The organism is Escherichia sp. Lx600-2 (assembly GCF_036662595.1).
Taxonomy (GTDB): domain Bacteria; phylum Pseudomonadota; class Gammaproteobacteria; order Enterobacterales; family Enterobacteriaceae; genus Escherichia; species Escherichia coli.
This window is the reverse complement of record NZ_JAYQWM010000046.1, coordinates 25,047-31,497: the sequence shown is the minus strand read 5'-3', so window position 1 is coordinate 31,497 and position 6,451 is coordinate 25,047. Positions and strand designations below refer to the sequence as shown.

Here is a 6,451-nt window from a genome sequence, read left to right as displayed (position 1 = left end):
TTGGAGCGGGAAACGAGACTCGAACTCGCGACCCCGACCTTGGCAAGGTCGTGCTCTACCAACTGAGCTATTCCCGCGTACTACTTAATTTTGCTTTCGTAATTTTCGCATTTCTGCGTCGTTACGGGAGGCGCATTATACGAGAAATCTTTCCCTCTGCAACCCCCCTAAAAAATTTTTTTTGAGTTTTTATCTCAAGTGCTGAAATTATCAGCAAGGCGTTCAATTTAGCGTCAAAATCACGCCGCCGCAAGTGGATTCCGACGCTTACGTGACCAGGAAAAATTTTACAGCTTGATAAAATGCTCGCGGTAGTAAGCCAGCTCCGCCACCGATTCACGGATATCATCCATCGCCTGATGCGTCCCCTGCTTGGTAAAACCATCCAGAATTTCCGGCTTCCAGCGGCGCGCCAGCTCTTTCAGGGTGCTGACATCGAGATAACGGTAGTGGAAGTAGGCTTCCAGCTCCGGCATGTATTTAAACAGGAAGCGACGATCCTGGCCGATGCTGTTACCGCAAATCGGCGATTTTCCCGCAGGCACCCACTGTTTTAAGAATTCGAGCGTTGCCAGTTCAGCTTCACGATCGCCCATCGTGCTCGCTTTCACGCGCTCTACCAGCCCGCTGGCGGTATGGGTGCGCACGTTCCAGTCATCCATCAGCGCCAGCTGTTCATCGGACTGGTGTACTGCAATGGTCGGCCCTTCTGCCAGAATATTCAGGTTGGCATCGGTCACCAGCGTGGCAATCTCAATAATGCGATCGCGCTCGGGATCCAGACCGGTCATCTCAAGATCGATCCAAATCAGGTTGTTTTCATTGGCACTCATGCTATTTTCCACCCATTCACAGTGACTATATTGATCCACAATTGCGTGTATCATAGATGTTTTGCCCATCAGGGGCGACCAGGAGTCTGTACGATTGAGTAAAAATAAACTCTCCAAAGGCCAGCAGCGCCGCGTGAACGCCAATCACCAGCGTCGTCTTAAAACGTCTAAGGAGAAGCCCGACTACGACGACAATCTGTTTGGCGAGCCTGATGAAGGTATCGTCATCAGCCGCTTTGGTATGCACGCTGATGTGGAATCCGCCGATGGCGACGTTCACCGCTGCAATATTCGCCGTACCATCCGTTCGCTGGTGACCGGCGACCGCGTAGTCTGGCGTCCGGGTAAACCGGCGGCGGAAGGCGTAAATGTCAAAGGGATCGTGGAAGCGGTGCATGAGCGCACCTCAGTGTTGACGCGTCCGGATTTCTACGACGGCGTGAAACCTATTGCCGCCAACATCGACCAGATTGTCATTGTCTCCGCCATTTTGCCGGAGCTGTCGCTCAATATTATCGACCGTTATCTGGTGGCCTGCGAAACCTTGCAGATTGAGCCGATTATTGTGCTCAACAAGATAGACCTGCTGGACGACGAAGGTATGGAGTTCGTCAACGAGCAGATGGATATCTACCGCAATATCGGTTATCGCGTATTGATGGTTTCCAGCCATACTCAGGATGGGCTAAAACCGCTGGAAGAGGCGTTGACCGGGCGCATCAGCATTTTTGCCGGGCAGTCTGGCGTTGGTAAATCCAGCCTGCTGAACGCGTTGCTGGGGCTGCAAAAAGAGATCCTGACCAACGATGTCTCTGACAACTCGGGGCTCGGTCAGCACACCACGACCGCCGCTCGGCTGTATCACTTCCCGCACGGCGGTGATGTGATTGATTCCCCTGGTGTGCGTGAGTTCGGCCTCTGGCACCTGGATCCGGAACAAATCACTCAGGGTTTTGTCGAATTCCATGACTACTTAGGTCTGTGTAAATATCGCGATTGCAAACACGATACCGATCCGGGCTGCGCTATCCGGGAAGCGGTTGAGGAAGGAAAAATCGCGGAAACCCGTTTCGAAAACTATCACCGTATTCTGGAAAGCATGGCGCAGGTAAAAACGCGTAAAAACTTTTCTGATACGGATGACTGACAATTAAGCTAACCGTCGTTAGAATCGTCCCCTTTTTTTCAGGATCCGGCATGTAGGCCGGATCAGGAACGACAAAACAATGGCCTGGAGGCTACTTTGTTAAATTCATTTAAACTTTCGCTACAGTACATTCTGCCGAAACTATGGCTTACTCGCCTGGCGGGTTGGGGCGCAAGCAAGCGGGCAGGATGGCTGACAAAACTGGTTATCGATCTGTTCGTTAAATACTACAAGGTCGACATGAAAGAGGCGCAAAAGCCGGACACCGCCAGCTACCGCACCTTTAACGAATTCTTTGTCCGTCCGCTGCGTGACGAAGTACGCCCAATCGATACCGATCCGAATGTCCTGGTCATGCCTGCCGATGGCGTTATCAGCCAGTTGGGTAAAATCGAAGAAGATAAAATCCTGCAAGCCAAAGGCCACAACTATAGCCTCGAAGCCCTGCTGGCAGGCAACTATCTGATGGCGGACCTGTTCCGCAACGGTACGTTTGTGACCACTTACCTCTCCCCGCGTGACTACCACCGCGTACACATGCCGTGCAACGGTATTCTGCGTGAGATGATCTACGTGCCGGGCGATCTCTTTTCCGTTAACCATCTCACCGCTCAGAACGTGCCGAATCTGTTTGCCCGTAACGAACGCGTGATCTGCCTGTTCGATACCGAATTTGGCCCAATGGCGCAGATTCTGGTCGGGGCGACGATTGTAGGCAGCATTGAGACGGTCTGGGCGGGCACCATTACGCCGCCGCGCGAAGGCATCATCAAGCGCTGGACCTGGCCTGCCGGGGAAAACGACGGTTCTGTGGCGCTGCTGAAAGGCCAGGAAATGGGTCGCTTTAAACTTGGCTCTACCGTTATCAACCTGTTTGCACCAGGTAAAGTGAATCTGGTTGAGCAACTGGAAAGCCTGTCTGTCACGAAAATTGGCCAGCCGCTGGCAGTATCTACCGAAACCTTTGTTACGCCAGACGCTGAACCCGCCCCGCTTCCTGCTGAAGAGATCGAAGCAGAACACGACGCCAGCCCATTGGTTGACGATAAAAAAGACCAGGTCTAATCCATCAAAGGAAACGCTGACGTGCGCCTGATTATCACTTTTCTGATGGCCTGGTGCCTCAGTTGGGGGGCGTACGCCGCGACGGCCCCCGATAGCAAACAAATCACCCAGGAACTGGAGCAGGCAAAAGCGGCGAAACCCGCGCAGCCAGAAGTCATAGAGGCACTCCAGTCTGCCTTAAATGCGCTTGAGGAACGAAAAGGTTCCCTTGAGCGCATCAAGCAATATCAAGAAGTTATTGATAATTATCCGAAACTCTCCGCTACTCTGCGCGCACAATTAAACAACATGCGTGACGAGCCGCGCAGCGTGTCGCCGGGGATGTCTACCGACGCGCTGAATCAGGAAATTCTCCAGGTCAGCAGTCAGTTGCTGGATAAAAGCCGTCAGGCCCAGCAAGAGCAGGAGCGCGCCCGCGAGATTGCCGATTCGCTGAATCAACTGCCGCAACAGCAAACCGACGCCCGCCGTCAGTTAAACGAGATCGAGCGCCGCCTGGGAACGCTTACCGGCAATACTCCGCTCAATCAGGCACAAAATTTCGCGTTGCAGTCTGACTCTGCACGTCTTAAGGCGCTCGTTGATGAACTGGAGCTGGCGCAGCTGTCTGCCAATAACCGCCAGGAATTAGCGCGCTTGCGCTCTGAGCTGGCTGAAAAAGAGAGCCAGCAACTGGATGCGTATTTGCAGGCCTTGCGTAATCAATTGAACAGCCAACGCCAGCTTGAGGCAGAGCGGGCGCTGGAAAGTACCGAATTGCTGGCAGAAAACAGTGCCGATTTGCCGAAAGACATCGTCGCGCAATTCAAAATTAACCGCGAACTGTCGGCGGCTTTGAATCAACAGGCGCAGCGGATGGATCTCGTTGCCTCGCAACAGCGTCAGGCTGCCAGCCAGACGTTACAGGTCCGGCAGGCGTTGAATACGCTGCGTGAACAGTCGCAATGGCTGGGATCGTCCAACCTGCTCGGTGAAGCGTTGCGGGCGCAGGTGGCACGGCTGCCGGAAATGCCGAAACCACAACAGCTTGATACCGAAATGGCGCAGTTGCGTGTGCAACGGTTACGTTATGAGGATCTGCTTAATAAACAGCCGCTGCTACGGCAAATTCATCAGGCCGACGGTCAGCCGCTGACTGCCGAGCAAAACCGTATTCTCGAAGCACAGCTACGCACTCAGCGTGAGTTGCTGAACTCATTGTTGCAGGGTGGCGACACACTACTGCTGGAACTGACCAAGCTGAAAGTCTCTAACGGGCAACTGGAGGATGCGCTGAAAGAGGTGAACGAAGCGACGCACCGCTATCTGTTCTGGACCTCTGACGTGCGCCCGATGACCATCGCCTGGCCGCTGGAAATCGCCCAGGATCTGCGTCGTCTCATTTCGCTGGACACCTTCAGTCAGTTGGGCAAAGCCAGTGTGATGATGCTGACCAGCAAAGAGACGATTTTGCCGCTGTTTGGCGCGTTGATTCTGGTCGGTTGCAGTATTTACTCGCGCCGCTATTTCACCCGTTTTCTTGAACGTTCGGCGGCGAAAGTCGGCAAAGTGACTCAGGATCACTTCTGGCTGACGTTACGCACTCTTTTCTGGTCGATTCTCGTCGCGTCACCGCTGCCGGTGCTGTGGATGACGCTGGGTTACGGCTTGCGCGAGGCGTGGCCTTATCCGCTGGCGGTCGCGATTGGCGATGGCGTAACGGCCACCGTGCCGCTGCTGTGGGTAGTGATGATTTGCGCCACCTTTGCCCGCCCGAACGGCTTATTTATCGCTCATTTTGGCTGGCCGCGCGAACGGGTTTCCCGTGGGATGCGCTACTACCTGATGAGCATCGGGCTTATTGTGCCACTGATTATGGCGCTGATGATGTTCGATAACCTCGACGACCGCGAATTTTCCGGTTCGCTGGGACGGCTTTGCTTTATCCTCATTTGCGGTGCGCTGGCGGTGGTCACCCTCAGCCTGAAAAAGGCCGGGATTCCGCTGTATCTCAACAAAGAAGGCAGCGGCGACAATATTACCAACCATATGTTGTGGAACATGATGATTGGCGCGCCACTGGTTGCCATTCTGGCGTCGGCGGTGGGTTATCTGGCAACGGCACAGGCGCTGTTAGCGAGGCTTGAAACCTCGGTTGCCATCTGGTTCCTGCTACTGGTGGTTTATCACGTTATCCGCCGCTGGATGCTGATCCAACGACGCAGGCTGGCGTTTGACCGGGCGAAGCATCGCCGGGCAGAGATGTTAGCGCAACGTGCGCGTGGCGAAGAGGAAGCACATCATCACAGTAGCCCGGAAGGGGCAATTGAAGTCGATGAAAGCGAAGTCGATCTCGATGCCATCAGTGCGCAGTCCTTGCGGCTGGTGCGCTCAATTTTGATGTTGATCGCCCTGCTTTCGGTCATTGTGCTGTGGTCAGAAATCCATTCCGCTTTCGGCTTCCTCGAAAATATTTCGCTGTGGGATGTCACCTCCACAGTACAGGGCGTAGAAAGTCTGGAGCCAATTACCCTCGGTGCGGTGCTGATTGCCATTCTGGTGTTTATCATCACCACGCAACTGGTGCGCAATCTGCCCGCGCTGCTGGAACTGGCGATTTTGCAGCACCTGGATTTAACGCCGGGTACCGGCTACGCCATCACCACCATCACCAAATATCTGCTGATGCTGATTGGCGGGCTGGTCGGCTTCTCGATGATTGGTATTGAGTGGTCGAAATTGCAGTGGCTGGTCGCCGCGCTCGGTGTTGGTCTCGGTTTTGGTTTGCAGGAAATTTTCGCCAACTTTATCTCTGGCCTGATAATCCTGTTCGAAAAACCGATTCGCATTGGCGATACGGTAACGATCCGCGATCTTACTGGTAGCGTGACAAAAATTAACACCCGCGCCACCACCATCAGCGACTGGGACCGTAAAGAGATAATCGTGCCGAACAAGGCGTTTATTACCGAGCAGTTTATCAACTGGTCGCTCTCTGACTCGGTCACGCGCGTGGTGTTGACGATTCCGGCCCCTGCCGATGCCAACAGTGAAGAAGTGACGGAAATCCTGCTCACCGCAGCGCGTCGCTGCTCGCTGGTGATCGACAACCCGGCACCGGAAGTCTTCCTGGTGGATCTGCAACAGGGGATTCAGATTTTCGAGCTGCGTATTTACGCCGCTGAGATGGGTCACCGTATGCCGCTACGCCATGAGATCCACCAGCTGATTCTGGCTGGCTTCCATGCCCACGGTATCGATATGCCATTCCCGCCCTTCCAGATGCGTCTGGAAAGCCTCAACGGTAAACAAACGGGGAGAACGCTGACGTCTGCGGGCAAAGGTCGTCAAGCGGGAAGTTTGTAATGCATGAAGCTGCCAAATGATGTCAACGTGGCTCATTTAGCAGCTTAACATCATCTTCAGT

Annotated in this window: 4 protein-coding genes and 1 tRNA gene; 3 read left to right on the top strand and 2 right to left on the bottom strand. The window is 54.2% G+C overall.

Going from position 1 to position 6,451, the window contains the following annotated elements:
• Position 1 precedes the first annotated feature (1 nt).
• Together OQV04_RS16175 and orn are read right to left on the bottom strand one after the other, a co-directional pair.
• A tRNA-Gly gene (locus OQV04_RS16175) sits at positions 2–77 on the bottom strand.
• Between the two features lie 210 nt (positions 78–287).
• A complete protein-coding gene (gene orn, locus OQV04_RS16170) occupies positions 288–833 on the bottom strand; it encodes an oligoribonuclease (protein ID WP_001295188.1) in 546 nt (181 codons plus the stop codon).
• Positions 834–927: 94 nt separating this feature from the next.
• Between orn and rsgA the strand changes: the two genes are divergently transcribed.
• From rsgA to mscM, 3 genes are all read left to right on the top strand, one after another.
• Positions 928–1,980: a small ribosomal subunit biogenesis GTPase RsgA gene (rsgA, locus tag OQV04_RS16165; RefSeq protein ID WP_032282035.1), complete on the top strand. Its 1,053-nt coding sequence runs from the start codon at positions 928–930 to the stop codon at positions 1,978–1,980.
• Positions 1,981–2,076: 96 nt separating this feature from the next.
• The gene (asd, locus tag OQV04_RS16160; RefSeq protein ID WP_000934920.1) at positions 2,077–3,045 is read left to right on the top strand and encodes an archaetidylserine decarboxylase; all 969 of its coding nucleotides are present in this window, start codon (positions 2,077–2,079) and stop codon (positions 3,043–3,045) included.
• 21 nt (positions 3,046–3,066) lie between these two features.
• Positions 3,067–6,390 (top strand): miniconductance mechanosensitive channel MscM, encoded by a 3,324-nt coding sequence (gene mscM / locus OQV04_RS16155; RefSeq protein WP_001236810.1) that lies wholly within the window; start codon positions 3,067–3,069, stop codon positions 6,388–6,390.
• Positions 6,391–6,451 lie beyond the last annotated feature (61 nt).